The sequence below is a fragment of the Kamptonema formosum PCC 10802 genome (assembly GCF_000332335.1).
In the GTDB taxonomy this organism is placed as follows: Bacteria; Cyanobacteriota; Cyanobacteriia; order Cyanobacteriales; family Oscillatoriaceae; genus Oscillatoria.
Map to the genome: position 1 here is coordinate 5,216,974 of NZ_KB235948.1, position 25,726 is coordinate 5,242,699.

General features: G+C 55.0%; 16 protein-coding genes. 9 read left to right on the forward strand and 7 right to left on the reverse strand.

Annotated elements, in window-relative coordinates:
* The first annotated feature begins 88 nt into the window (after nt 1–88).
* A complete protein-coding gene (locus tag OSC10802_RS0122935; RefSeq protein ID WP_026098723.1) occupies nt 89–2,188 on the forward strand; it encodes a serine/threonine-protein kinase in 2,100 nt (699 codons plus the stop codon).
* A gap of 717 nt (nt 2,189–2,905) precedes the next feature.
* On the opposite strand, the gene OSC10802_RS44695 is transcribed toward OSC10802_RS0122935, so the two are convergent.
* The gene (locus OSC10802_RS44695) at nt 2,906–6,682 is read right to left on the reverse strand and encodes an EAL domain-containing protein (protein WP_017719113.1); all 3,777 of its coding nucleotides are present in this window, start codon (nt 6,680–6,682) and stop codon (nt 2,906–2,908) included.
* Between the two features lie 783 nt (nt 6,683–7,465).
* Nucleotides 7,466–8,923, reverse strand: a complete 1,458-nt coding sequence (locus OSC10802_RS0122950) for a RecQ family ATP-dependent DNA helicase (protein WP_017719114.1) — start codon at nt 8,921–8,923, stop codon at nt 7,466–7,468.
* A 456-nt stretch (nt 8,924–9,379) separates the two neighbouring features.
* On the opposite strand from OSC10802_RS0122950, the gene OSC10802_RS0122955 reads away from it, so the two are divergent.
* Nucleotides 9,380–10,096 carry a glycerophosphodiester phosphodiesterase gene (locus tag OSC10802_RS0122955; protein WP_017719115.1) on the forward strand — a complete coding sequence of 239 codons (717 nt, stop codon included), beginning with the start codon at nt 9,380–9,382 and terminating at the stop codon, nt 10,094–10,096.
* A gap of 111 nt (nt 10,097–10,207) precedes the next feature.
* On the forward strand, nt 10,208–11,068 hold the full coding sequence (locus tag OSC10802_RS0122960; RefSeq protein ID WP_017719116.1) for a slipin family protein: 861 nt from the start codon (nt 10,208–10,210) through the stop codon (nt 11,066–11,068).
* 84 nt (nt 11,069–11,152) lie between these two features.
* Here the strand turns inward: OSC10802_RS0122960 and OSC10802_RS0122965 are convergent, their stop codons facing one another.
* Both OSC10802_RS0122965 and OSC10802_RS0122970 read right to left on the reverse strand, forming a co-directional pair.
* A complete protein-coding gene (locus tag OSC10802_RS0122965; RefSeq protein WP_017719117.1) occupies nt 11,153–12,463 on the reverse strand; it encodes a DUF2330 domain-containing protein in 1,311 nt (436 codons plus the stop codon).
* A gap of 49 nt (nt 12,464–12,512) precedes the next feature.
* A complete protein-coding gene (locus OSC10802_RS0122970; RefSeq protein WP_017719118.1) occupies nt 12,513–13,490 on the reverse strand; it encodes an RnfABCDGE type electron transport complex subunit D in 978 nt (325 codons plus the stop codon).
* Nucleotides 13,491–13,641: 151 nt separating this feature from the next.
* Between OSC10802_RS0122970 and OSC10802_RS55790 the strand changes: the two genes are divergently transcribed.
* The gene (locus OSC10802_RS55790) at nt 13,642–13,767 is read left to right on the forward strand and encodes a hypothetical protein (protein ID WP_255349163.1); all 126 of its coding nucleotides are present in this window, start codon (nt 13,642–13,644) and stop codon (nt 13,765–13,767) included.
* A 266-nt stretch (nt 13,768–14,033) separates the two neighbouring features.
* On the opposite strand, the gene OSC10802_RS0122980 is transcribed toward OSC10802_RS55790, so the two are convergent.
* The 3 genes from OSC10802_RS0122980 to bchH all read right to left on the reverse strand — a co-directional run bounded on the left by OSC10802_RS0122980 (nt 14,034) and on the right by bchH (nt 18,795).
* Nucleotides 14,034–14,702 carry an SOS response-associated peptidase gene (locus tag OSC10802_RS0122980; RefSeq protein ID WP_017719120.1) on the reverse strand — a complete coding sequence of 223 codons (669 nt, stop codon included), beginning with the start codon at nt 14,700–14,702 and terminating at the stop codon, nt 14,034–14,036.
* A gap of 87 nt (nt 14,703–14,789) precedes the next feature.
* Nucleotides 14,790–14,963 carry a type II toxin-antitoxin system HicB family antitoxin gene (locus OSC10802_RS46520; RefSeq protein WP_017719121.1) on the reverse strand — a complete coding sequence of 58 codons (174 nt, stop codon included), beginning with the start codon at nt 14,961–14,963 and terminating at the stop codon, nt 14,790–14,792.
* Between the two features lie 115 nt (nt 14,964–15,078).
* Nucleotides 15,079–18,795, reverse strand: coding sequence for a magnesium chelatase subunit H (bchH, locus tag OSC10802_RS0122990; RefSeq protein ID WP_017719122.1), 3,717 nt, complete (start codon nt 18,793–18,795; stop codon nt 15,079–15,081).
* A 314-nt stretch (nt 18,796–19,109) separates the two neighbouring features.
* Between bchH and OSC10802_RS0122995 the strand changes: the two genes are divergently transcribed.
* The 5 genes from OSC10802_RS0122995 to OSC10802_RS0123025 all read left to right on the forward strand — a co-directional run bounded on the left by OSC10802_RS0122995 (nt 19,110) and on the right by OSC10802_RS0123025 (nt 25,516).
* On the forward strand, nt 19,110–20,129 hold the full coding sequence (locus OSC10802_RS0122995; RefSeq protein ID WP_017719123.1) for a tetratricopeptide repeat protein: 1,020 nt from the start codon (nt 19,110–19,112) through the stop codon (nt 20,127–20,129).
* A gap of 661 nt (nt 20,130–20,790) precedes the next feature.
* Entirely contained in the window at nt 20,791–23,106 is a 2,316-nt protein-coding gene (locus tag OSC10802_RS41370; RefSeq protein WP_017719125.1) for a CHAT domain-containing protein, read from the forward strand.
* 240 nt (nt 23,107–23,346) lie between these two features.
* Nucleotides 23,347–24,690, forward strand: a complete 1,344-nt coding sequence (locus OSC10802_RS0123010; protein WP_017719126.1) for a tetratricopeptide repeat protein — start codon at nt 23,347–23,349, stop codon at nt 24,688–24,690.
* Between the two features lie 196 nt (nt 24,691–24,886).
* Nucleotides 24,887–25,270 carry a hypothetical protein gene (locus tag OSC10802_RS50730; RefSeq protein ID WP_198525170.1) on the forward strand — a complete coding sequence of 128 codons (384 nt, stop codon included), beginning with the start codon at nt 24,887–24,889 and terminating at the stop codon, nt 25,268–25,270.
* Between the two features lie 21 nt (nt 25,271–25,291).
* Nucleotides 25,292–25,516 carry a hypothetical protein gene (locus tag OSC10802_RS0123025; protein WP_017719129.1) on the forward strand — a complete coding sequence of 75 codons (225 nt, stop codon included), beginning with the start codon at nt 25,292–25,294 and terminating at the stop codon, nt 25,514–25,516.
* The last annotated feature ends 210 nt before the right edge of the window (nt 25,517–25,726 follow it).

Genomic DNA, 25,726 nt, shown 5'->3' on the forward strand with positions numbered 1-25,726 from the left:
GATTGAAATTAACCCTACAGCAATACTGTTCGCACTTCAAGCTATAGTGGTCTTGAGCCTGTCGTCTGAATCGGGTGAGCGAGCTTCCGTGAGTTATTGTCTCAATCCCAAATGCCCAAATCCTTCGGACCTGTCAAACAGTCACAGGGATGTTTGTCGCCACTGCGGCTCAGAGTTACTCGTGCAAGGGCGCTACCGGGTGGTGAGACCCCTCGGGGGGGGCGGCTTTGGCAGAACGTTTGAAGCGAACGACCGGGGCACTCTGAAAGTCTTGAAAGTTCTGTACAAAAACCATCCTAAGGCCGTAGAGCTGTTTCAGCAAGAAGCCAACGTCTTGAGCCGGCTAAACCATCCAGGGATACCCAAAGTTGACCCAGATGGCTACTTTACCTTTTTGCCGGCCAACTTCAAAGATCCGCTGCACTGCCTGGTGATGGAGAAAATCACTGGCTCAAATTTGGAAGAGTGGATGAAGGAGCGGGACAGTAAACCGCTCAAGCAAGAGGAAGCCCTTAACTGCTTAAAACAATTAGTAGAAATTCTAGATAAAGTCCACCAGCAGCAATTTTTCCACCGGGATATCAAACCGCTGAACATCATGCGCCGGCCTAACGGGCAGCTGGTGCTGATTGACTTTGGGGCGGCTCGTGAGGTGACGGGAACCTATCTCGCCAAAGTCGGTCAGGGGCAAAACGTCACGGGGATAGTCTCACCGGGCTACACGCCGCCGGAACAAATCAATGGCAAAGCTGTGCCGCAATCCGATTTCTACGCCCTGGGGCGCACCTTTGTCTACTTAGCGACCGGCCAGTCTCCTACCGCCTTTCCAGAAAACCCCCGCACCGGCAAGCTGATCTGGCGAGAGCACGCCCCCCAAATCGAGCCCGACGTGGCGGATGTGATTGATTACCTGATGGCTCCCTTTCCCGGCAACCGGCCTCAAAATGCCCAGATGATTTTGCAGTGCCTCGCGGAAACTGGCCCCACCCAGGGGCATCCGTCCGGGCCCAACTCGGGATTCGCCTTCCGCCGCGGCACTGGCAGCGGCGGGCTCTCAGGCATTGCCACCACCGGCCAAAACTCCACCGGCAGGCCAAAGACAGCCGGCTCCAAGTTGCGGCGATCTTCGGCGCAAAAGGCCAAGTCTAAAAAAGATTTATTAGTTGCCGGCTCTGCGGCGCTGCTGCTGGGGTTGACAGGAACGCAACTTTATGCGTACTTCCGCTACGGATACTTCCCCGCCAATCCCATCCAGGTGATCGCCAGCTTGCCGGGGAGTCGCTTCCTGCAAAGAAGCATAAACGGACAAGCCGGTTCTGTGACTGCGATCTCCGTTAACCCAATACCCGATCCCTCAAAAAAGGGATCGGGACTGATGTTCGCCAGCGCCAGCTTTGGCAGCATCCGACTTTGGGATCAGAGCACCGGCAAACTGCTGCACACCTTCGTCGGGCACAGCAGCTGGGTGAGATCCCTCGCCACCAGCCCCGATGGCCTCCTGCTCGCCAGCGCCAGTGATGACAAAACCGTCAGGCTTTGGAATCTCGACAAACAGTTCCGCATGCTCACCATTCCGGCCCACACCGCTGCCGTCAGGGCAGTGGCCATCAGCCCGGATGGCCAGACTCTGGTCAGCGGCAGTGAGGACAGGACCGTCAGGATATGGAGTCTGCCAACCGGGCAGCGGCTGCTCACCATTGCGGCCCATGCAGGCCCCGTGAATGCCCTGGCCATCAGCCCCGACGGCCAGCTCCTGGCCAGCGCCAGTGACGACAAGACGGTAAAAATTTGGAATCTGAACACCGGCAGAGTCAGAAGCACCCTTTCCGGACATGCCGGTGCGGTCGTGTCCCTCGCCATCAGTCCCGATGGAAAGACACTCGCCAGCGGCAGCGCTGACAGCACCATCAAGCTTTGGGATCTCAAAACCGGCAAACTGCGCAAAACCCTCAAGGGGCATGCCGGCTCGGTGAGATCCCTAGCCATCAGTCCGGACAGCAAGCTCCTCGCCAGCGGCGCTGACAGCATCAAGCTTTGGACTCTCAAAACCGGCAGGGAGTTGGGCAGCTTCTCGGCACACGCCAGTTACGTCACCGCAGTTGCCATCAGCCCCGATGGCCAGACCTTGATCAGCGGCAGTCCCGACCAAACCCTCAAGATATGGGCCCTGCCGAAACCCGAAAAATGAAAAATTCTCCCTCCGGGCCTGATACTTTTAAACCGCACATTTCGTAGCATCATTGCTCGCCTCTCACTTGCTCCCAGGAGCTTTCTGGAAAGTCGATTATCGAGGCTTTGCCCCCTCTGTATAATAAGCTGTGTAATATGCTGATTAAAAGCGTAACAGCTTCTCCTCACTCGTTCCCAGGCTCTGCCTGGAAACGCGCTTGTCGGGGCTCTGCCCCCACCTAATACCTAACACCTAACACCTAAAGTTAGGACTTAGGAGTTATAGCAGCAGTCATATTGGTTAGGACATCAGTGACCTAGGGAAAAAGGCGTAGGGCAGGCGTTCCCTCCGACCCTCTTGATCTAATGTCCGCGCCCTAAGTGCATACTGCTATAAATCAGGATCTGTCTGAGATGTCCCAATGTCCTTGAAAGGAAACATTCTGGCCAAGTCCAAAACTAACTGTCCATTGCTATATCTTGTTTCCGGATGTGCAGTATCCTAAATAAAAGCTTACTGCTACTCTTTATTTAAGAAATGTAGGAGTTCATGGCGTTTTTTATCATGTGTAATTAACCAAATTGTACGTCATTTTACCTCCAGCCCCCAGAAGGGGCGCGCTCCCTGACGGACAAAACTCCAGCGCAAATCTATCCCCGGGCAGCTGTAGGGGAATCTCATCCTTTTTTGAAGAACCAGGGATTTCGCGAGTCCGCTCGGACTTTATAGTGCAACTTAGCGCCGAAGAGTGAAGTTTTCGTGAAGATGCCCGGAGGGAGCGCTCAGGATATGGGTGGCTTCGGCGGCGGTGAGGGGCGGGCTGAACAGGTAGCCTTGCATTTCCCGGCACTGGAGGCTTCGCAACAAATCCCGCTGGGCTTCTGTTTCGATGCCTTCGGCAACCACGCTGAGATCCAGGGCGGCTCCCAGAGCGATGATGGCCTTAACAATGGCGGCGTCAGTGGGGCTAGCCGTCATATCCCGCACAAAAGCTCTGTCAATTTTTAGCGTGTGGAACGGGAATTTTTTCAGATAGCTGAGCGAGGCGTAGCCAATCCCAAAGTCATCCATTGAAATAGAGATGCCCATCCTTTGCAGCAGGTCGATGGTGGAGCGGGTAAACTCCACATCTCGCATCGCTGTCGTTTCCGTAATTTCTAGCTCCAGGTACTGGGGCTCCAAACCCGTCTCCTGCAACACCTGCGCCACCATTTCCACCAAATCCGGCTGCTGGAACTGTCGAGCGGAGAGATTCACCGCCACGCGCACCAGGGCTAAGCCGGCATCGATCCAAGCTTTATTTTGGGCGCAGGCGGTCTGCAGCACCCATTTGCCCAGGGGCACAATCAAGCCATTTTCTTCCGCCAAAGGGATAAACGTTTCCGGAGAAATCAGCCCGCGCTCTGGGTGCGCCCAGCGCAACAGGGCTTCCATGCGGGTGATCAGGCCAGTGTCTGTATCGAACTGGGGCTGGTAGTAAACCTGAAACTCGCCGCGCTCTAGGGCTCGGTGCAGGCTGTTGTCCAAAATCAGCAGCTCAGTCCCTCCCGAATTCATCTCCGGGCTGTACAGCTGGTAGTTATTTCGCCCCTGCTCTTTTGCCCGGTACAGGGCTGTATCTGCATTTTTGATTAAGGTTTCGGCATCTTTCCCATCGGGGGGGTAAAGGGCAATGCCAATGCTGCTGGTGACATACAGCTGGTGCCCCTCGATGTCAAAAGCAGGGGCGAGAGTCTCAATGATTCGTTGGGCAATTTGGGCGGCATCCTCGGCGCTGCTCAGGTGAGGCAGCAGCAGGATAAATTCATCCCCGCCCCAGCGGACAATGGTGTCGCCCTCTCGCAAACAGCTTCTCAGGCGCAAGGCAGCATTTTGCAGCAGCCGGTCGCCCACGGGGTGCCCGAGGGTGTCGTTGATAATTTTGAAGCGGTCTAAATCTAGAAAAATCACCGCTAGGAGGTTCTCCCGCAAGCGGGTGCCCTCTATGGCCACGGGCAGCCGGCTGTCCAATACCTGCCGGTTGGGCAAGCCGGTGAGCCGGTCGTGACAGGCTTGGTGCCGGATCTTTTCCTCAGTGCGGTGGCGCTCCAGGGCACCGCCGATACTGGCGGCGAGGGCAACCAAAATCGACTCTTCACTTTTGTGCCACCGGCGCTCTGCCAAGCGGTCCTCGAAGCTGATATAGCCCCAAAATTCATTTTCCAGCCGCACCGGCACGAGCAGCACCGAGATGCTGCCATACCCACAAGGCACGCAGCCACTGACGGGCAGCCCGGCAGACAGAAGTGCCAGCATAGAATCCGGAACCGCTTCCTTGGCCCCGGGCACTGGGCACTGGGGGTAGGAAAATCCTTTGCCCAGCTCCCAGTCGCTTGTTTCTCCTGCCGGCGGAAAAGCCGGCAAAAGCCACGAAACCATCCCCATCAAGTCGTTGCCATCGCGCACCCACTCAAACTCCAGGCTGGCGGTTGGCTTCCCGGTCCCCGCACCGGCGTGGCACTCCCAGATGCAGACCCGATCCGCACCGGCGGCTGGCCCCAAGGTGGCCAGGGCCTTGCTCACCGCTGAGCGGTGGTTGGTGTCCGTCAGCAAGTGATTCATCGCCTCCGCCGCGCCAGAGAGCAGGCGGTCCCGTTTGTGGAGTTCGATTTCCGCTTGCTTGCGCCCGGTGATGTCTGCCACTGTGCCTTCATACCCCAGCAGCTCACCCCTGGCGTCCCGAATGGCGCGGGCGTTCTCAGAAATCCAAATCACGCTGCCATCTTTGCGATAGACCTGAGACTCGAAGTCCCAAACGGCATCGTCCTCCTGCAACAGGCGCATGAACTGCAGCCGCCGGTTGGGGTCAGCGTACAGCTGGCGCTGGATGTCGGTTAGCGTTGAGATCAGCTCGGCGGGTGAGTCATAGCCATAGATGCGAGCCAGCATCGGGTTGGCTGTCAGGTAGCGCCCGTCCGGTGTGGTCTGGAAAATTCCCTCAACGGCATTTTCAAAAATGCTGCGATATTTCTGTTCCGCTTGCCTTAAGGCAACTTCTGCTTGTACGCGCCCGGTGATGTCTGTGATGAAGCCTTCGATTCCCACCGCTGTGCCGGTGCTGTCAAACACGCCGCTGCCTTTTTCCCACAGCCATTTTTCTTGGCCAGATTTAGTGCGGATGCGGTACTCCACCACGTAAGGCTGTTTGCTGGCAATTGCCGCCTCAATGGCTTGCAGGACTTTTGGCAAATCTTCCGGATGGGTGATGCAGTTATACGAAAGCAGCCGGCTTTTCCCGACGAGTTCAGCAGCTTTATATCCCGTCAGCGCCACTACCCCTTCGCTCAGGTATCTCAGCGACCATTCGGGGTCGTTCGCACAAGAAAAGACAATACCCGGAAGTGAGTCTATCAGGTGCGCGAGTTTTCGCTGGCTCTCCTGCAGTGCGGCTTCCGCCTGCTTGCGCTGCATCAGCTCGCCCAGCTGCGCCGCCACCGCAGACACCAGCTCCACCAGCCGCCTGTCCTGTTCGCGGGGTTCCAGCATAAAAAACACCAGAACTGCCAGCACTCGGTCGCCGGCAGTGATGGGAATTGCTAAGCCCGCTCCGAACCCGCACTCTGCCGCCACCTGCGCCCGCACAATCACTGTCTCTGGCTGCGCCGCAACATGCGGCTCCCATTCCGGCTGTTTGGTTAGCCAGACGCGCCCGGGCAAACCGACCCCCGGGGCAAAGGTCAGCGCCTCGCTTATTTTCCTGAATTTATCCACGGCTGAGGGGCGTCCATTCTCCCACGTTCGCCCGCGAGCGCGGTCCCCAGTTTTTTTATTGTTTTGGGGGGAGTGCCGGCTGTACCAAGCCGGGCTGCATTTGAGCGCGCCGGCATCCGGGCTGGGAATCCAGGCTTCTCCAAAGTCCCAGCCGGTGGCTTCGCAACAGTGGCGCAGAGCGACGCTCAGGGCGCTCTGAAAATCCTCCGCTTGGGCAATCGCCAGGGTGACGGTTTGCAGGAGCCTGGCTTCTGCTTCCACTCGCCGGCGCTCTGTGATGTCATAGCACAAGCCGATAATTTTGCAAATCCTGCTGTCAAGACCTTCCACCGGCTTGAGTCGGATTGCAATCTGCCTCGATCCGGTAGAGCGGCTGCCGGTTTTGCCGGCACTCCTGTCAAAGGATACTTCGCATTCAATTGGCTGGCGCTGCTGTTGGCAGCGGCTGAGGTGCAGCCAAATGGTGCCGGCGCTGCCGGCATTGAGGCAATCGCGCAGCCGCAAGCCTCCCACACTGCCGGTGGCGATTGAGAGCATTTCTCGCGCTGCCCGATTGGCGGCAACAAAGCGAAAATCGGGAACTGGCCACAAGGCCGCACCGTGACCCGGCGATCCTGCCTCTTCTGGCTCAACATCCACGATAAATATGCCGTCTGAGGAGTGTTCTAAAAGGGCCAACAGAGTGGCAGCGTCCTCGCAAGGTGCCTGCTGATCGCACTTCTGCTGACCCACATCTTGCCCCGCTACTTTTATCTGGGACATTTCGGCGCTGGTATTTCTCAAAAGATAATGAACGCTTAACTTATTTTTAATAGGTTAGCTTGGAATTTTCCAAAGATTCAGTAGCGAATTACGCAGAACCCGCAGCTGATTCCACCTCTCTCTCGCTCTTGGCCCATCAGAAAAATGTCTCGCTCCCCCCCGCTCCCGCTGCCGGTGAGCGGACTCAGAGTATTTTGCCATATAAACTTAGACTTATTTAGAAAAGTTAAAAAAAGTTTGTGATTGGAGGCAGGGTTATTAACAACGCACCGCACGCACCATTCTTGATATAGCAGCAGCCACTTAGGGAATGGACATGTTTACCTTTAGGGCAGGCGGGACGCCGTACCAACGCCTATACTTCTTAGGACAGGCGTTCCCTCCGATCGGCTTGTCCATTACTGAGCTGTCTATTGCTATATAGCAGTATGCACTTAGGTTAGTACATGGGCATCATCGCATCATCGCATCACGCAAAAGCTGTGAGTCTTTCCCATGCGCGATGCCCCATGCGCCATGCCCCATACGCCATGCCATGAATGTCCTAACCAATATGACTGCTGCTATAATCGCTCGCCAGAGCCGGCCACCCCTCCCAGGCACCCTTGCGGGACGCCGGCGGCTAGGAGATTATGCTTTTAATCTGCTTTATTAATTTCCGGCTTCCATACAAAACCTGTCTTACAGAGATCTGTACGGAAGCGAAAGACTAGAGGGATCTAAGGCAAATTAAAAGCATAAAAACGGGAGACTGCGGAGCGAGCGCAGCAATTGCAGGGACGGTTATGAACGCGCCCTGCCGCAGTTATCGCAGTGACTGCAGCGAAGGGACTTGGCCTCACCGGCAAAGCCAAAAGCTTGCAATAAGAACTGCCACCGGCACTGGCGAGTCCCCAGATACTGTGTCATTTGAGCGCTTGCGCCGGCGTTGGCACAAGCTCCGGCACCGGCTCGCTCAGACGGGTTTATCGCGTACCGGAAGGGGTCGAGCCAATTCAGCCGACCGGCGCTGTGCAGCAGGGACAGGGCGATCGCACCGTCGGGGAACTTCCGCGCCACGGCACTCACTTCCCCTTGTGCCGGCAGTTTCTCAGCCAGCTGCAGGGCTTTCCGGTACTGCGCTCCCTGCTTGTCCTCAAAAAATTGCCGCCTTTGCCTGTCTTCAGGGTCAAGCCAGCCGGTGGGTTCGCTGATCAGGGTTAAGGCTTGTGCCGGCAAGCCATCCCGACCGGCACGACCCACTTCTTGCACATATTCCGACAGCAGCGCCGGCACTTGGAAGTGAGCCACCCAGCGCACGTCTGGCTTGTTGATCCCCATCCCGAAAGCGGAGGTGCAGACGACAAATTGGATTTTTCCGCTCAGCCAGCCTGCTTCCAGGTTTCGCCGCTGCTGTGGGCTCAAGCCGGCGTGGTAGGCGGCGGTGGCATAACCTCGCCCTGCCAGCCACTGCGCCAGGGTTTCCGTGTCTCGCCGGGTGCGGGCGTAGACTAAACCGACTTGACTGGAGAAAGCTTGGATAAATTTTAACAGCTGCTGCCGGCGTCCTCTTGGCGTCCAGGCAATCCTCACCCCCAGGTGCAGGTTGGGGCGATAGGGATTGATGCGAAACACTTCTGGCTGCTGCAGCTGCAAGACGTTTTGGATGGTTTGCAGCGCGCAGCTGTCGGCTGTGGCGGTGAAGGCGGCGATTGCTATCTGAGTTCCAGGGGGTTTGGATTGCAGCAGTGCCGGTCGCACTGCGCCCAGCCGCCGGTATGCTGGGCGAAATGTCTCGCCCCACTGCACCAGACAGTGCGCTTCATCCAGAATCATGCCGGTTACAGCCAGCCCGGGCGCGCAGAGGCACTCCCACACCGGCTGCGAGAGCAAGGTTTCCGGCGAGAGGTACAGCAAGCGCAGCTCGTTGCGCTGCAGCCCTTGGAGCGTCTTGCTGCGAGCTTGCGATGGCAATTCGCTGTGCAGGAGGGCAGCCGGCAATTGCCGCTCTCGCAATTCCTGCACTTGATTTTCCATCAGCGCCACCAGGGGGGAGACAACCAGCGTCAGTCCGCTTTGCAACAGGGCGGGCAGTTGAAAGCAGATGGATTTGCCGCCGCCGGTGGGCAGTACGGTTACGGTGTCTCGCTTTTGCAGCAGGCTGCGGATGATTTCGCCTTGCGGCGGTCTGAAACCGTCGTACCCCCAGATGTTTTTTAAGGCGGCGCGGATAGCGGTTTCGTTCGCAACGCACTCGTTCATAATTCTTAATGTTAAAAGCGGGCTAGTTAAATTTCGTTTCGTTTTTTGGAAAATGCCTTGGCTTATGCTAGGCTTTTATAAAAATGGTAATCCGTGCGAATTTAAGTTAGGTTAAAGTTGGGTTTAAGTTAGGTTAAAGTTGGGTTTAAGTTGTGTTTAAGTTGGGCGATAGGGTTCAACTGTTCAGCGAAGTATAGCGCGTCTAAATCCTTCGTATAAATTTCAGAACCCCGGTTTCTTAAACAAACCGGGGCTCTGGTCCAAGAGCGGTTGTGCCTGTCATTTAGACCGGCTATAGCAGCAGTCATATTGGTGAGAACAATAGAAGCTTCGGGAGCGGGGTGCTTACTGCTATATAGACGTAAGTACGGCGTCCGCCGAGCCTGAAGGTCTAATGTTATAACCTAAGTGCATCCTGCTATATATCAAGCAAATAGAAGAAAAGGTCTAGCAGCAATGAACTTTGAGATTATCGCGCATCGGGGGTTTTCTGCCATCGCGCCTGAAAATACTTTGGCGGCTTTTTCTGCGGCGCTACAGCACGGAGCGGATTCTATTGAGTTCGACGTGCAGCTCTCCGCAGATGGGGTGCCGGTTGTTATCCACGACGCCACACTGGACAAGACGACCGGCACTGCCGGCTCTGTCAGGGAAAAAACGCTCTTGCAGCTGAAGGCGCTGGATGCCGGTGCGTGGTTTAGCGAGCGGTTTGCCGGGGAGCGGATTCCCACCTTGAGGGAAGCCTTGGGTGCCATCAAGGAGATTAAGAAGTTTATCTATCTGGATGTGAAGCCGCACTGCCTTTGGTCAGATGCAGGACTGGATGAATTTGTCAAGACTCTCAGGCGTGAGGGTTGGGAAAATCGCTGCGTTGTTTCGTCTTTTAACGAGGAGTTTGTGGAGCGGTTTCGGGTGCGGTGCGGGGAGATGGCGCTGGGGTATATTGTAGCGAATGGGGAGGCGTACCGGTCGCAGTTGGAGCGGGCAGCCGGTGCCGGGAACACGGTGATGATTAGCGAGTATAATCTTTTGCTGGAGAATCCCGCTCTGATTGAAGCGAGTCGGGAGCGGGGGGTGGATATTGTTGCTTGGACAGTGGACAGTAAGCCGGCTTTCCAGAGATTAGGTGAGCTGGGAGTGGTGCGGATAGTGACGAATTCGCTGATAGGTTAAAATAGCGAGGGGCCAGAAACCGGGTTTCTTAAAGAAACCGGGTTTCTGGGGCGTCGCCGATACAACTGAGAACCGCTATAATAGAATCAGTTGAGTTAAACTGAGCCAGATATGGGATCGCTGTCAGGCTATTTTGTAGCGTTTGTCTTGTTCTTGACAATTTCCGGAATAAAAATTGACCGAGAATATCAGCGGGGCGTCATCTTTCGGCTGGGGAGGAGCGCTGGCGTCAGGGGGCCAGGACTGTACTGGATTATTCCCTGGGTAGACCAAAAGACTCAAGTGGATGTCCGCACCAAGACGGTGAATATTGAGCCCCAAGAAACCGTCACGGCAGACAGCGTTACGATTAAGGTGAATGCCGTCCTCTACTACCGAATTCTTGACCCGGTTAAGGCGATTAACAAGGTCGAGAATTACGAGATGGCAGTCTATCAGATTGCCCTCACGACGCTGCGCAACGTCGTCGGGCAAAACATCCTGGATGACATCTTGCAAAACCGGGATAAAATTAACGACAAAGTGCAAGAGATTGTGGATGAAATCACCGAGCCTTGGGGCGTTGTAATCGAGCGGGTGGAAATGAAAGATGTGGAAATTCCGCCGACAATGCAGCGGGCAATGGCCAAGGAAGCGGAAGCCTGGCGGGAAAAACGCGCCCGCTTGATTAAAGCGGCGGCGGAGCAAGAGGCTTCAATTAAGTTAGCGCAAGCCTCTCAAAATATTGCGGCAAATCCAGCGGCGTTAGAATTGCGCCGGCTGCAAATGCTCACAGAAATTGGGGCGGAAAACAACACGACAACGGTGATTATGATCCCTTCGGATTTCATGTCTATGGCTAAGCAAATTTCCGAAGTGGCCCAGAATCCCAAGCCAGCACCGGCACCCGCACTCGAACAAGAGATATTCGCTGAGATTGAGCCGGCTGACGAAAGCGATGGCACCAAGTTATCCGCAAAGCTTGAAGAGTGACCGGCAGCAACAATGACGTTCTCTGGCGGTGTCGCCGGCACTAAAAACGACGCCGGGTGCGTTAAGAGCGCACCCGGCGGCATATCAAGGCCAAATATTTCTCCAGAAAGGAGCCGTCTCGTTTTGCGCGACATTCATTTTTTTGCGGATATCCTGAACCTTCCAGCCGGTGAGTTTGGCAAGCGTCTGGGCTTCCTGTTCAAATCGTTGAGGCAAAGCTCTTTTATATTGCTGTCCAGCCTCACACTGCATATTGCCGGTGAAGGGATGGCGCAAGACATAGCGACCCTGGAAAAATTGCTGGTTGGACGTTTCTTGAAACATCAAATCTTCGGGGAACTTGTCCCGCGTATAGCGGACGTGGAGGCGGGTGATAAAGACGCTTCTGGGCGAAGATGGGGCGATCCAAAAGACGCCGGCTTTCCGGAGTTCTTCTGGATTGAGGGGGTCAGCAGAACAGGGATCGCAGCTGCCCATATCCCACGCATATTCGAGAAATGCTACTTTTTGGCCTTCCCGGACGTAAGAATTTTGGAACATCGCTTTATAGAAATTTCCAAATTCGTTTTTGACGAATAGGGGTATTTCCGCATCCGAGGGAACATTCACTGTCCGGTAGTTGGCAATTTCCGCTTGACCTTTCGGCGACAGGATATAGACAATCAGGTCTTGCGCCGCCGTAGCGTTAATCATGCCCAAGCGAATCGGGAGCATGAATTTGGGCGATTCGTAAGCCATCTGGAGGGGGCGCAGGAATTGATAGCCGGCTTTTTCAAATTCTGCCAGATTGACTTTGGCAACAAAGAATTTCATGTTTTGCCGGATGTAGGGGCGAAGCAGCTGCGACGCGCCCTGCGGAATCCGGTAGCCGTTGCGCTGCAGCCAAGTTTCCAACCCGTCAGATTCTTTAGCGCTCAGAATTACGATATCATATTCTCCGACCGTGAAGCGAGCTTCTACCGTGACGCCCAAACTGCGGTCGTCTCGGCTGGATCTTGACGCGCCGGCTGTGGGTGCCGCCGGCGCTGCCTCTGGCTTTGCCCGGCGATTAATATCGCAAGGGTTGTCGTCAAAATATTCTACCAGTCGGGGAGCGCTAAAAGCATCCAGGCGCTCAATAATTTTGGGGTCGCCAACGCGAACCTGCTCTTGCTTGAGCACCACAGGAACCGGCACGACAAGGGCAAAGTCTTTGACCTCTCCTTGATAGTCATTCGCCATTGTTAAGATAGTGCGGCTGCCATCACGGGCGATAATGACTTGAGACGCTTTGTTGTAAAGTTTGGTATCGGCTTTGGCGACATAGAAGCCGCAAAAGCCCCAGGCATAGGGAGCGAAGCAAAGAAAGGCTGCGAGAGTTACAATCAGGGTTTTCAAAATGCGAAACTGCTTCATGGTAACCTCTTCTAGGTAAGTGGGTGAGCGGAAATAAGCTATTAGGCTTTTAATCTGCCTGTCTGTCTAAAGGAGGCAGAGCCTCTCCGACAGCGTTCCCAGGCAGATCCTGAGAACGAGGGAAATGAGGGAAGGTCAGTGGGCGGGCGGAAATCTCTGCGGGTGCCCAGGAAAATCTGGGAGATGACCAGATGAAGTCCAAAAGGACTGTCAGGGGTGAGAGGGCAAACAGCGCCCAAAACAGTGCTGTGGGAACGAAGAATTGATTCCGCAAGATAAAGGTTAGCACAGCGACGCACCCAGCCCAGATTAACCGGCTTGTCCGGGCATTTGGAATCGAGCGGGGATCGGTGATCATAAATAGGGCAAACAGCAGCAGTGACCCGCTCATCAGCCGGTGGGCAAAGACATCCCATGTCCAGCCGAGCCAGAAATTGCGAATTGCTTCGAGTATAGCGTAACAGCCTAAAAAAGCAGCGGTTGTGTCCCACCGGCCCACCCGTTTCAAGATTGTCCCGCCGGTGCCGGCAAATAACAGCGCATACCACCAATCATCCCCCCACTGTCCCGGAGAAACCCAGGCATCGGGCGTCAGGGTGAGGGCGGCAATGATGCCAAAATTAGCGGGATTGAAGAAATGCTTGCTGCCGGTTTGAAACAAAAATTTGCTCAAAATTGCCAGAGTGCCGGCGATTGCCATTGTGGTATAATGGTCGCAGCGGAGCAGCAGGCAAAGACCTAACGACGTGATGCCGGCACTCTTGAGGGAATGCCAAGGAAAAGGCTTAGCTAAGTCGGTTTCATGTGGGCAACTCTCTTGTTTTGCCTCTTGTTTTGCCAGCAGATTTCGCAGCTGTTGTGATAAAATAGGCCAGAAGGATGCTGCTAGCCACTGAGTCCCCAAGCAGGTTGCCATCACAACCAGCATCAAGTCAGGTCGCAGCGTCCAGTCCCTTGTCCCGATCCCCAAGATCAGGAACAGGGATAGAAACAGAATTTGAAAGTCTCGCGCGTCTTGTAGCAGCATTGCCGGTGGGTAAAAGGATTCGCCCTATTCTTCTCCTCAATTTTGACAGATTGGTGTCGCTGGCAGTTCCTCTCTCAGAAAAATTTTGCAAATCTTTGCAAATTTTTGCGTAACTTTCCGGTACAGGAACGCGACTTGACTGAGCAGCACTATGGGCGATAAAATTGGAGTGGCTGACACCGGCTCTAAGCAAGCTGGCTGTTCTGCCGGTGGCGGTCAGGTGCGGGGGCGGAGGCTTCTAGCACTAGCCACATTGGAAACGGACATCAGACCTTGAGGATCTCAGGGAACGCCTGCCCTACATATATAAGACGTAGGACAGGCGGGACGCCTGTCCTTTGTGTCCTAATCCAAGTGGTTACAGCTATATCTGTCGTGGGGAGGGGGTGGCTTTCCCATTGCCGGTGGGCAAAGAGGGAGTTTGAGCCGCAAACAAAGAGAGCACCCGCTGCGGGGGGTGCCCTGAGGATTTGGAATTTGTGTACTCCATATAATCATGTCACTTAGGGAGCGGTGCGATCTGCCAAATTGCCAAATAGTTAGTTAGAGGCTGCTGACGCACTGATCGCTGTCGTTACTCGGGTTATTGACCAGCGTGCTGACTGGGTGAGCCGTCATGTCCAAAGCGGAGTGGGGGCGCAAAAGCGGTTGCAGGAGTTCTGGACTGCGAACCTCTGGATTGAGCCACTGCTCCCAGTCTGTCGGGTCAAGAATCACCGGCATCCGGTCGTGAATAGGGCGCACGAGCTCGTTAGCTTCCGCAGTCAGGATCGTGCAAGATGAAATCGCCTCTCCGTCCGCTGGTTGCCAGCACTCCCACAAGCCGGCAAAAGCAAACAGTTTTCCATACTTGAGGCGGAAATAAAAAGGTTGCTTGGCGTTTTCCCGGCGCTCCCACTCATAAAAGCCGTCAGCGATCACCAAACAGCGGCGCTTCAAGAAAGCCGTGCGAAAAGCCGGCTTTTCTGTGACGGTTTCTGAGCGAGCGTTGATCGTCCGCGCACCTATTTTAGCATCTTTCGCCCAAGCTGGAATTAGACCCCAGCGCAGCATCTTCAACTCCCGATCCCGACGCTCTGGTGCCAGCAGCACCGCAGCGACAGACTGCGTGGGGGCGATATTGTATCGCGGTGTCAGGGGAGGAACTGCGGCGAGATCGAACACCTCGGCTACTGTCTCGGCTGACTGAGTTAGAGTAAATCGTCCGCACATCTTGAAAACCTAACCTCTCAAATCCCCTTTCCCGGTGAGGGAACGGGGGAAAACTGTGATGCTTCCCCCTCCATTTTATCGAGATATTTATCGCTCAGCAAGTTCCCGATTCGCTGTGAGGAGCAACTCGATGGCTTCCCCCAGACTTTCCCTCGCCTCTTCCAGCGTTCTCTCCTGGACATTGGCACCGGGTAACTCTTCAACATAGCCAATATACCAATCATCTACTTTCTCAAATACCGCTGTAAATGTGTTTTCCATTGCTGGACGCCTCCCATCGAGTCAGTCTTGATTTTATCATTATATTCCTTTCTCAAGCTACGCAACATCAAGGCCAGAAACCGGGTTTCGCCGAAGTTACCCGGTTTCTACGATCTTATCCCATCGGCACGCCTTCAAGCTCCTCATCCGTTAGCTCGTACAGCTGCCGCAGCTTCTCCAACTTCTCGGCATCGGGCTCCCAGAAACCCCGCCCATTCGCCTCTAGCATCCGCCCCACAATATTGCGGAACGCCTCCGGATTCGCCTCGCGCAACTTCTTCGCCATCTCCGGATCTAGCGCATAAGTGTCAGCCGCTCCATCGTAAACCCAAGCATCCGTAAAATCAGCCGTGCCTCCCCAGCCAATCAGCGCTGTCATCCGCTGCGAGATTTCATAAGCGCCCCCACTCCCCTGATTCGCCATCGCTGTCGCCCATTTGGGATTCAGCAACTTGGTGCGGTATTCCAAACGCAGCAAGTCTTCTAACTTGCGCGGCGTCGTGTCTTTAGAAAAACTCTCGACAAAACTGGCGCTCACCCTCTCGCCTCGCAGCTTTTCAGCCGCCCGCTTCAGCCCGCCGGTGTTGGCATAATACTCTTGAATGTCGGTCAAACCGTACTCAACGGAGTCGATTTCCTGCACAATGCGCGCACTCGTTTGCAGCAGCTGATTCAGAACTTCCCGGCGCGCTTCACCCTTATCTTTGCGCCCGTAACTGAAGGCATTGCGGTTTTGCCAGGTATCCCCCAACTCATCCCCCGACTCCCAGCTTCCATCCACAACTTGCTCGTTCACCATCGAACCAAAATCGCCCGCAGGATTGGAAAACAGCCGCGCCGAAGGATTCCCCACACCTTCCGCCTTCAGCGCCAAAGCGTGCTTGCGGATAAAATTACGCTCCACCGGCTCATCCGCCTCAGCCGCCCGCAAGAACAGATCGTCCAGCAACTCTATAATATTAACAAAACTGTCGCGGAAAATCCCAGAAAGATTTGCCAGCACATCAATGCGGGGGTGCCCAACCTCTGCCAGAGGTTTCAGATCGTAGCGAACAATTCGCCCGGTTCCCTCCTTCACCGGCTCAGCCCCCACCAATTCCAGCAGAATCCCCAGAGATTCCCCCTTGGTTTTAATCGCATCCAGCCCCCACAGCATCACCGCCACAGTTTCCGGATACTGTCCGTGTTCTTGCAAGTGCTGCGCGATTATTTTCTGGGCAATTTCCCGCCCGCGCTCGTAAGCTGCCGGTGAGGGCATGCGGTAGGGATCTAAAGCGTGAATATTCCGCCCGGTGGGCAAAACTCCTGGACCGTCGCGCAGCAAATCGCCCCCCGGTGCCGGTGGGATATACTCCCCATTCAGCCCCCGCAGCAGGTTGGTTATTTCATCTGTAGTTTGCATCAGCAGGTTGCGGATATTGGCGGCGGATTCTTTAGCCGATGTAGGGCTCACGCCCTCACTCCCAATTTCTGCGAATTGTTCCCCAAAATACGCCTCTAGGTAAGAGTTCAACTCCTCTTCCCCCGGCACTTCGCCCAGGGTGTGCAGCCCAGAGGAAAACAGGCGCTGCTCAACCACTTGCAGGTATTCGTACAGCTTGATAAGATAGCGGTTAAAGGCATCAGCGCTAAACATGCGGACATTCTCAGGAGTGAAAGCAATTCCCAGCCGGCGAGCCTCCTCAAACGGACAGTCCGCCTCCAGTCCCGTGTCCCCAATCTTCTTGCAAATCGCCTCTTTGAGCGCGTAATTCTTCTGCGGATCTTCCCGGTACTCCGAAATCAAATCCCGCAGCGCCACTAATTCCTTGTACAGCCCAGCCCGACCGTAAGGCGGCACATTGTGGGAAATGATCGTCCCATAACCCCGCCGCTTTGCTAGAATAGATTCCGAGGGGTTGTTGGCTGCATAGATATAGAGGTGCGGCAAATCTCCCAGGAGAATATCGGGCCAAGAATAGCCGGTGTTGCCCAGCGGAGAACCCGGCAACCACTCCACCGTGCCGTGCATCCCGAAGTGAACCAGCGCATCAGCTTGAAATTCGTTTTGCAGCCACTTGTAGAACGCAGCATATTGCGGGTGCGGCGTCAAGTCCCGCTCGAACATCAGCCGCATCGGATCGCCGGCAATCCCCAGCGGCGGCTGCACGCCAATCCAGATATTGCCCAGCTGAACGCCGCCTATCTGGAATTCATCCCCGTAAGTTTTGATGCCCGTGCCGGTGAGCGATTTCCAGTGCTTCTCTATGCGAGATGTTAGCAAATACCCCAGCCATTTGTCAAGGGTTTTAACATTCACAGTTGTGGGAATCACGCTCGCGACTCCCCCTCTCCCACGAGGGGAGAGGGGGTTGGGGGGTGAGGGGGCAGCCTCATCCGCCTCTTTCACCATGCGGATTAATTCTTCCCCATCTGCCGGCAAATCTCCGACGGTGTAGCCTTGGTCTTTCAGCGCCTGGAGAAACTTGAGAAGCGAGCGCGGGACATTGAGCAGCGCCGCCGTGCCTGCCGCACCGTAACCGGGGGGGAATCCATACAGGATAACCGCAATTCGGCGCTCAGCCGGCGGTGTTTTCCGCAGTTCAATCCAGCGTTTAATCCGCCCAGTCAGACGCCTCACCCGTTCTGGAACCAGATAGATATCTTCTCCCACCAAACCGCCGAGAGGCACCGGATCGATCGCCCCATCTAATTCCGGCAAAGCATACAGGACGACACTTTGCAATCCCCCCACTCCTTTGCGGGTCCAGGAGTGAATATCCTGAATCAGCAGCGGTGCGGCGACAATATAAGGTACATTCTTAGCAGAGAGGATTGCTTTGGCAATTTCCGTCTGCCGGCCCGCTTCCATTGTGCCTGCCGGTCCGCCCACCAGCGGGAAGCCAATGGTGGAAACAATAGCCTCCACTTCTACCGCGTCTTGCGACAGTGACGGCGTTTGAATATTCCCCAGCTGGCGCTGCGCCCGCTCACTGGGGGTGGTCATCCAATCGCGCACCGCCACATGCCCCTCGACACCATTAATAAAAACCGGCACCGGCACCAGTCGGGCGCTCTCAAAGTAGCGTATTAGCTGGGGAATGTAAGGCTGTTTTGTGATAACATGCTTGCGGTAGAGCAAAATCCCGACAGCCGGCCAATCTTTGCTTTCTGGCTTCGCCTGCCGGTGCCACTCCAGATACTGGCGCGGCGATTCAAAATAGCTGCCATATTCCGGATGCACCAGCCCCATATTTGGGGCTGACACCGGCGCAGGGATCTCTCCCACCTTCAGCCCCAGATATTTCTCCGCCAGAGTCCAGCACATCGCCGCCACATTTTCCGGACCGCCGGCATTCCAGTACCCGTAGACAATCAGCCAGTTGCGCAAATCTTGAACTTTTTGCACCGGCACATATTTCAGCAGTTTCGGCCCAACTTTCAAAAAGCTGATATAGCCCGCCAGCCGGTCTTCCTCTCGCCCCTTGCTGAACTGGTCGAGAATGAACTTCACCGGCTTCGGCATGCCCTTGGGCTTGTCCCCAATTTTGAAAGCGCCCAGCTGGTTCAGGCTCATCAACTCCAGCGCCGACTCAAACACCAGGCGGATGGGGATGCGCTCAACCCTTTGGCGCAGCCACAGAACTTGGTCGTAATCAAATATCAGACTGGCGAAAAAGACTCGGGCGTCTTGCAGTGCGGCTTCTATCTCCGCCGGCTTACTAGCCAAGTCCCGATCGCTAAACACCCTGATATCCAGTTCTGGGCAGCGCTGCTGAGCCAGTTGAGCCACTTTGCGGTACAAGCCGGCGTTGAACGATTCAAACCCAGTAATTAAAACGATGCGTTGCATAGCCCGATGTTTAAACAATGTCTCCTATTCCGATTATAGCGGTTCTCAGTTGGATGGAGTGCGCCTCAGAAACCCGGTTTCTTTAAGAATAAGGGTTTCTCACGCTACATAAACCTACTTTCATTTTAAAACTGTAGGGGCGCTTACCTCTTTTCCACAGCACTGCCAAGGGCGGCACCGGCAGTGGGCCTAACGGCCCGGGGGCACCCACCGGCAGCCGGTCAGTTAGATTCGGCTTTTCTAGGATTTCTCGTCCTGACTTTAAACAAACTGTCATGTAAACACTGGTGTGCCAGCAAATTTACTTACCCCCCATGACAGTGCCATTCCCGATCGCCTTTCTCAGTGCTATCCCCACATCCCTGAAGTGCCTCCGCCCAACTCGCCAAAACACCAGAAGCAAATGGAAGCTGGGAATCCTCGCCATCCTCCTAGCTCCCATCTGTTCGAGCCAGATAGCCACAGCGGCGCAGGGCGACACAGCTTTTTTATTCCAGCCAACCGGCGATCGCCAAGTCTGGGCGCTGTCGGATAAAGCCGGCGAATATCTCAAAGCGGGACAAACTCAGAAAGCCTCCCAAACTCTAGCCCGCGCCCAAAAGGCCGCTGAAAGCATGGGGGATGATAGCATTAAAGCATGGGCGCTGTCGGAAGTCGCCACTCAATATGCGGAAGCGCAACAGTACAGCCAAGCGCTGCAAGTGGCGCAAACCATTCCCAACCCCCTTGACAAAGCTAATGCCCTGTCGGATATAATTAGTGAATATGCTAGAGCGGAAGACCCCCAACAAGCCGGTGAGTTCCTAGACCGAGCCTTGCAGGTGGCTCAAACCATCGAGTCTGACTGGCACCAAGCCAAAATCTTCTCGGAAATCGCTATCCGATATGCCGGTGCCAAACAGTTCGACCGAGCTTTGCAAGTGGCGGATCGCATTAATGGCGGCTATCTCAAAGCCGAGGCGCTGTCGGAAATCGCCGGCGAATATGCCGCAGCCAGACAGTACGAGAAAGCCCTGCAAGTGGCTCAAACCATCGGGAGTGACCGGCACAAAGCTGACGCCCTGTCGCAGATAGCTGACCGGTATGCCGAAGCGGGACAAAACAAGAAAGCAATAGAAATTATAGCACAAGCCCTGCAGATTGCGCAAGGTCTGGAGGATAGCTATTCCAAAGTCAGCCTGTTGCAGGATCTAGCCGATCAGTATCAAGCCGCTTCCCAAACCCAGAAAGCCGCCGAAATTCTCGCCCGTTCGGAGGCAATTGAAGCCACCCTAGACCGGCGCTACTCCAAGAGTCAGTCCTCTCGTCAAGATAGCTGCCAAGCAGAGTTTTGATTGCAATAGCGTTTTTCATAGGAGTGAGGTGCTGAGAAACCCGGTTTCTTTAAGAAACCGGGTTTCTTATGCGTTAGAGGCTAAATCGGTAGCCTCTGCACCCCACAACCTGAACTACCCCTGCTAACCCCTAAAATCTCGCCTCTCAAATCGAGCCAGTAGGGCTAAAGCCCAACTACAAACTTTGGGCTAAAGCCCAACTACAAACTTTGGGCTAAAGCCCAACTACAAACTTTGGGCTAAAGCCCAACTACAAACTTTGGGCTAAAGCCCAACTACAAACTTTGGGCTAAAGCCCAACTACAAACTTTGGGCTAAAGCCCAACTACAAACTTTGGGCTAAAGCCCAACTACAAACTTTGGGCTAAAGCCCAACTACAAACTTTGGGCTAAAGCCCAACTACAAACATGCCGGCATTTAACGAGTCTTTTCCCAGCCATTAAGACACCGGCTTCGCAGAAAGGTAAAAAAAATGTTTAATTTTGCGGCTTTCAGGTGCTGTCAGGTTAAAGTGAGGGGGAAGCCAAAAGACTTATTCCTCTTGACAGCTATGCGAACGCAAAATATTGCGGCTCTCAGTTGGATGAACTATGGCCCAGAAACCCGGTTTCTTTAAGAAACCGGGTTTCTCAGTACCTCACAAAGGATGAGAAACGCTATATGAGCATCACCGCCAACCTCGCCCTCTTGGCTTGTCTCTGCACACCTTTACCCCGCAATTTCCCCCAACTCCTGACAGGGCTGCCGGCACGGGCAGAAAATCCAGAAACCCCTGGGGCGCAAGCCGGCAGGCTGCCCGCAGAGCCGGCTTTCGTGTCGCAAGCGGACTACAGCCACCTGACTTATTCCCAGCAGATAGAATATTTAGAAAAGCAGTTGCAAAGCGCCCGCGCCAGCGGGGATACCCAGCAGCAGCAGCAAATTTTGCAGCAATTAATGTTTGTCGCCTTTCAAGCGCGGGAGATTCCCAAAGCGATTGAGGCCGGGGAACTGCTTTTGCAGGCGCTGCGGGAGAGCAAAAACCGCCAAGTAGAAGCGCAAGTGCTGCAATTTATGGAAAGTTTATATGGGCAAATTAAAAGCTACGACAAAGCGGTCGCCGTCTCGCAACAGCGCTTGACCATCGCCCAGGATCTGGGAGATAAAAATATGGCAGCCGAAGCCTTACAGACTTTGGGGGTTAACTACCGGAAATTGAAGAATTACCCCCCATCGGTCGAAGCTTTGCAACAAGCCTTGCAGCTGGCGCAGGAAACCGGAAACACCCAGCAAGAGTGGAGCGCGCGGAGCTTCTTATCCCTGACCTATGAAATTGCCGGTGACTTCCCCAAAGCAGCGCAGCAGGCGGAGCGGAATGTGGCTTTCGCTCAGCAGCACGCCGAGCTGAATACCCCTCCCATGTCGAGGCACGCCGATTCCCTCCGCCAGCTCAGCCGCATTTACTTCCAGCAAGGGAATTCCCAGCAAGCTATCGACACTCTCAAACAGACCATCGCGCTTCAGCCACAACACCAGTACCAGGCTGTTGACGGGCAGGATTTAGAAGACTTGGGCTTCATGCTATTGCGGACCGGCAATCTCAAAGAAGCAGAAACCACCTTAATTGCTTCCATCAAAAACTACGATAGGGCCCGAGAGGAAGGACTGGCCGCTATGGCAAATCTCGCGCAATATGGGATACGCAATCAAGATTCAGATATAATAAACGAGTACGAATTTGGCACCGATACCCCCCGCCTGTTGCAACAGGTTTTAGTCGCTCAGAACCGAACCGAGTCAGCCCTGGAATGGGCGGAGCGAGGGCGCGCCCGTGGGTTTGCCGCTCGCTTAGCGGCGCACAGCCCCCAGTCAGCGGCTGCAATTGCGCCGCCCAATCTCGCTAAAATAAAACAAATTGCCAAAGCGCAGAATTCTACCTTGGTGGAGTACACTGTAATTTATGATGACAGGTGGCACTATCGGGCGAGGTTTGGCTGGGATCTGGACGCCCCCGCCACATCTCTCTACATTTGGGCCGTCAAACCAACCGGTGAAGTCACGTTTCGCCCGGTAGACCTAAAACCTCTGTTTCAGGAACAGAACAAGTCTTTGGCGGACTTTGTTAAGAGCGCTCGCGACTCTGTAAATTTCCCAAATCGCAGCGGTCCCCTGCAGCAACTTCACAAAATTATCATCGATCCGATTGCCGATCTGCTGCCAGCCGATCCGTCCGCTCGCGTCACTTTCATTCCTCAAGACACCCTGTTTCTGGTGCCCTTTGCAGCGCTAAAAGACGCCGCTGGCAAATATTTAATCGAGAAACACACCATCCTCACGGCTCCCTCTATTCAGATACTGGAGTTAACCCGCCAGCTCAAACAGCGCGGCGGCGGCGGACAGGGGGCGCTCGTAGTGGGAAATCCAACAATGCCCAGCATTGTTGCCAAACTGGGAGAGAAGCCGGTACAGCTAAACTCTCTGCCCAGCGCAGAGCAAGAAGCACTGGCGATCGCCGAGCTGCTGAATACCCGAGCCATCACGGGTGCGAGCGCCACTAAAGCCGCCATTCTGCCGCAGATGTCTAAGGCGCGGATTGTTCACTTGGCAACTCACGGGTTGCTGGAACTCAGTGCGCTGGCGCTAGCACCCGCCGGCAGCGATACCGGCTTGCTGACTGCCGATGAAATCCTCGACTTGAAGCTCAGCGCCGATCTTGTTGTTTTGAGCGCTTGCAATACCGGTCGGGGCAGAATTACCGGCGATGGCGTTGTTGGGCTGTCTCGCGCTTTTGTTGCCGCCGGCGCACCCAGTTTGGTAGTCTCTTTGTGGTATGTTCCAGATGCCCCGACGGCGCTGCTAATGGCGGAGTTTTACCGCCAGCTGCAGCAGAAGCCCGATAAAGCCCTAGCCCTGCGGCAAGCTATGCTGGCAGCGATGCAAAAGCACCCCGAGCCGGTAAACTGGGCCGCCTTCACTTTGATCGGCGAAGCGGAGTAATACCGATTTTGGATGCAAGGATTTTGGATGCAAGGATTTTGGATTTTGGATTGAAAAAAACCGCAGGAAAGCTTTTTCAGCCCCAGGGGAAAATCCTATGGCTATCCAGTCGGTATAATATTGTAGCCTCTCTCATATTAGTGAGAGACTGAGAAACCCGGTTTCTTTAAGAAACCGGGTTTCTGGGCCGCAGTTCATCCCACTGAGAAACGCTATATTTTTCGTTGACCTATCAGAAGTATGATAAAATTATTAACCTCTTTCGCCACCGGCTTGCTAGGAATCGTTCTGCTCACCGGCTGCGACCGCGCCGCTCAACAAGCCAAGCCACTTCTGCCAAAGGAGCCGGCGCAGGCGCAAATCGCACAAACCGCTCAACGTGAGCCTAAACTCAGAGGCATTCCCCTCTCCTGCTACCTTCGCGTCCCACCCCTGGGCGTATACCCCCATCAGGCGTTTAACACCTACGATACAGTCAGCAATGAGTCCCGTCAGTGGGCGGAAATCGCGCTCGCTTACGCAAAAGCGGGAGAGTTCGAGAAAGCCATCGAGCTGACTGAAAAACTGGATGACTCGCTGATGTACTCTCAGCAGGAGACGCTGATTGAAATCGCCGGTTTGCTATCAGCAGCCGGTCAGTACGACAAAGCCCTGCAGCTGGTTGAGCGCATTAAGTACGAGGAGAGATATAAAGCCGAGTTAGTGGCTAGAGTCGCCCGCCAGTATGCTGCCGCCGGCAACCGGCAGCAAGCGGAGCGGACTTTTTCTCGCGCTGTGCAGCTGGCGAAAACCCTTGGAGATCTGCAAGCCCCAGCAGCGCTGGCAGAAATTGCCACCGAGTACGCCGCCGCCGGTCAATTTGACAGAGCCGCGCAACTCGCTGGAACGATTAAGGATGAAAACAGCAAATCTCTGGCGCTGGCGCAGATAGCCGGTGAGTACGCCCGGAGCGGTCAGTTCGACGCTGCGGTGCGCCTGGCTAATAGTATTAAGGATGACTATTACAAAGGTACGGCGCTGGCTGGGATAGGGAAGTACGCCACAGTGGCCCAACTCGATAAACTGGTGGGCGAAACGAATAGGATTAAGGATGAAATTCACCGAGTCGCAGCGAGAGCTGCCATAGCGAGCAGGTATGTGGCCCTGCGGGAGTTCGACCGGGCTGTGCGGCTGGCTAAAACTTTTGCAGCGCACGACGATCTGCTGTCGCCGCTTGCCGGTGAATACGCTGCCGCCGGCAGGTTTGACTTGGCTGTGGAACTCGCTAACTCGATTAAGAATGAATCTTGGAAACAGCCGGCTTTGCTGAAAATTGCTGAAGAATATGTCGCCGCCGGCAAACCCACTGAAGCTCTGAAGTTCGCCAGCGCTCTCCAGTCAAAGGAGGTGAAAATCCGGGCGTTGAGGGCGATGGCTCAAAAGGATGCGGAAGCGGGGGAATACGCCCGCGCCTTGGAGCGATACCGCCAAGCCCTGGAAGTGGCCAAAACCATACAGCCCCCTCCGGAATATTCCCCAGAGGCTATTTATGGCATTGAGGAATACTCCATCCCTCTAATTAAGTGCTCCCAGGGGCAGGGCTAAGGCGGCGGCTCCTCCTTTTTTCAATCCCGTTTTTCAATCCCGTTGCCGGGATTCAGCTGGCCAAAAATAGTCTTCTCCTGCCCCCTGCTGAAATCATTATCGCATTCAGTTCGGCAGATTTGCATCGGGCGGGACGCTCGCTATTTATCGACCCGCCCCTGCCAGGGAAAGGGAAGGAATTTTGGCCCTATGCCCGATGGCCTATGCCCGATGCCCGATGTCCGATGGCGTATGCCCGATGGCGTATGCCCTGCGCCCTGCGCCCTGGCGTGAGAGAGCCCGACCCCCTGCCCTTCAAGAAAATAGGGGGGGCTCTCTCACCGAGCCGGTGGCCCACCTTGAGCGCCGGCAGCCGGTAGGAGTGCCCCTTGCCGGTGCGGTGCCCCTGACTCACCGAGCGCCTAATTTGACATGGGCCACACCCTGCATCCGGCCCTCTGAGGGCCAAGGAATGCCCGGTGCACTCCTCAAGTATGAGTTAGAAAAAAAGTTTTGCGTCTTCACGAGTTCTTCACACTTGAGAGCTAGTCTGGAAACACAAGCAGCTCAGAAACACAAGCAGCTCAGTACCGCCCCCTAGCAAGCCCACCTGGAAACGATCATGTTGCCCTCTTCCTACGTCATTTTGCTGACAGTCGCTTTCTTTGCCGTCTGCGTTTATTTACGGTCTTCTCACGACATCCCCTTCACTCTTGCTGCCTTAACTGCCGTCGTGTGTTTCTTTTGGGGCTTTGCCTTGGCACCTTGGGGAGTCCAATTGTTGATTGTGCTCCTCCTGACGCAGGCTGATAAGTTCTACGTCCCCAAGGAGCGCCGGCTCGGATAAAAATCACCCCCACCCAGATCAGTTGCTGAGTTGACTGGGTTTGAGGGGCAAGCCTATCCTCCCGCTGTCTATCGCCGCACCCCCACTCGCTGGGAACCCCCTTTGAAAAAGTAGCTGGTTTAAAAAAATTATGAATCCTTGTCCCTGTTGCTCCGGTCAGTTACTCCGTCACGCTCGTCACAGTGGTGTGTATTGGTTCTGCTCGCACTG

Excerpts from the sequence above, each read along its gene's own strand:
- OSC10802_RS0122965 (WP_017719117.1), bottom strand. The coding sequence starts at position 12,463 with ATGAAGCAGTTTCGCATTTTGAAAACCCTGATTGTAACTCTCGCAGCC.
- bchH (WP_017719122.1), bottom strand. The coding sequence starts at position 18,795 with ATGCAACGCATCGTTTTAATTACTGGGTTTGAATCGTTCAACGCCGGC.
- OSC10802_RS0122955 (WP_017719115.1), top strand. The coding sequence starts at position 9,380 with ATGAACTTTGAGATTATCGCGCATCGGGGGTTTTCTGCCATCGCGCCT.
- OSC10802_RS0122950 (WP_017719114.1), bottom strand. The coding sequence starts at position 8,923 with ATGAACGAGTGCGTTGCGAACGAAACCGCTATCCGCGCCGCCTTAAAA.
- OSC10802_RS0123010 (WP_017719126.1), top strand. The coding sequence starts at position 23,347 with ATGATAAAATTATTAACCTCTTTCGCCACCGGCTTGCTAGGAATCGTT.
- OSC10802_RS41370 (WP_017719125.1), top strand. The coding sequence starts at position 20,791 with ATGAGCATCACCGCCAACCTCGCCCTCTTGGCTTGTCTCTGCACACCT.
- OSC10802_RS55790 (WP_255349163.1), top strand. The coding sequence starts at position 13,642 with ATGGGCGATAAAATTGGAGTGGCTGACACCGGCTCTAAGCAAGCTGGC.
- OSC10802_RS0122980 (WP_017719120.1), bottom strand. The coding sequence starts at position 14,702 with ATGTGCGGACGATTTACTCTAACTCAGTCAGCCGAGACAGTAGCCGAG.
- OSC10802_RS0123025 (WP_017719129.1), top strand. The coding sequence starts at position 25,292 with ATGTTGCCCTCTTCCTACGTCATTTTGCTGACAGTCGCTTTCTTTGCC.
- OSC10802_RS0122995 (WP_017719123.1), top strand. The coding sequence starts at position 19,110 with ATGACAGTGCCATTCCCGATCGCCTTTCTCAGTGCTATCCCCACATCC.
- OSC10802_RS44695 (WP_017719113.1), bottom strand. The coding sequence starts at position 6,682 with ATGTCCCAGATAAAAGTAGCGGGGCAAGATGTGGGTCAGCAGAAGTGC.
- OSC10802_RS0122960 (WP_017719116.1), top strand. The coding sequence starts at position 10,208 with ATGGGATCGCTGTCAGGCTATTTTGTAGCGTTTGTCTTGTTCTTGACA.
- OSC10802_RS50730 (WP_198525170.1), top strand. The coding sequence starts at position 24,887 with ATGGCCTATGCCCGATGCCCGATGTCCGATGGCGTATGCCCGATGGCG.
- OSC10802_RS46520 (WP_017719121.1), bottom strand. The coding sequence starts at position 14,963 with ATGGAAAACACATTTACAGCGGTATTTGAGAAAGTAGATGATTGGTAT.
- OSC10802_RS0122970 (WP_017719118.1), bottom strand. The coding sequence starts at position 13,490 with ATGCTGCTACAAGACGCGCGAGACTTTCAAATTCTGTTTCTATCCCTG.